The 862-nt window shown below is 64.0% G+C and carries 1 protein-coding gene; it reads right to left on the reverse strand.

The window, feature by feature from the left end; translation table 11 throughout:
• On the reverse strand, positions 1 to 639 hold a 639-nt coding region (locus EXE44_RS17315), incomplete at its 3' end, for an alpha-amylase family glycosyl hydrolase (protein ID WP_241991879.1).
• Positions 640 to 862 lie beyond the last annotated feature (223 nt).

The raw sequence follows: 862 nt of genomic DNA on the forward strand, positions 1-862 counted from the left end.
CGAGAGGAGGTTCAGGGCGTCCATCCGGAAGCCGTCGACGTCCTTGTCCAGCCACCACCGGATCAGCTCCGTGACGGACTCGCGGACCCGAGGGTTCCGCCAGTTCAGGTCCGGCTGGTTCCCGTGGAAAAGGTGGAGGTACCACGCGCCGCGGGTCTCGTCGTAGCTCCACGCCGAGCCGCCGAAGAACGACTCCCAGTTGTTCGGCGGTTCGTCGGGGGAGCCCTCCACCCAGTGGTAGTAGTCCTCGTACCCCGCTTCCTCGCGTCGCGACCGCCGGAACCACTCGTGTTCCGCGGAAGTGTGGTTGACGACGAGGTCCATCACGAGGCGGACGTCGCGGTCGTGAAGCGCGTCTCGAAGCGCTTCCCAGTCGGCCATCGTGCCGAACTCCGGGTCGATCGCGCGGTAGTCTCGAATGTCATAGCCGTTGTCCTCCTGCGGCGAGTCGTACACCGGACAGAGCCAGACGACGTCGATTCCCAGCTCGTCGAGGTAGTCGGCCTTCTGCGTGATCCCACGGAGGTCGCCGATCCCGTCGCCGTCAAAATCGTTGAAGCTCCGCGGGTAGATCTGGTAGACGACGCTCTCCTTCCACCAGGACCGATCCGGGTCTGCGGCGTCCCCTCCGGAGGTCATCGGCGGGGAGACGCGCCGCGATGACTCGGTGTGGATCGCTCCTCGCGCGAAGCCGGCGTGTGGTCGACGGTGCGACGTCGGAGAGAACACATACAACTCACATCCGAGTATATTTGTAAAAACATACCGGTCGCGGGGGGAGCGCCCCCGGACCGTCCCGATCGCGACCGTGCCCGAATTTTTATTATTTTCATACTCCTGACTCCGAGTATGGTGGCGCATG

The sequence above is a fragment of the Halorubrum sp. SS7 genome (genome assembly GCF_005435055.1).
Classification (GTDB): Archaea; Halobacteriota; Halobacteria; order Halobacteriales; family Haloferacaceae; genus Halorubrum; species Halorubrum salinarum.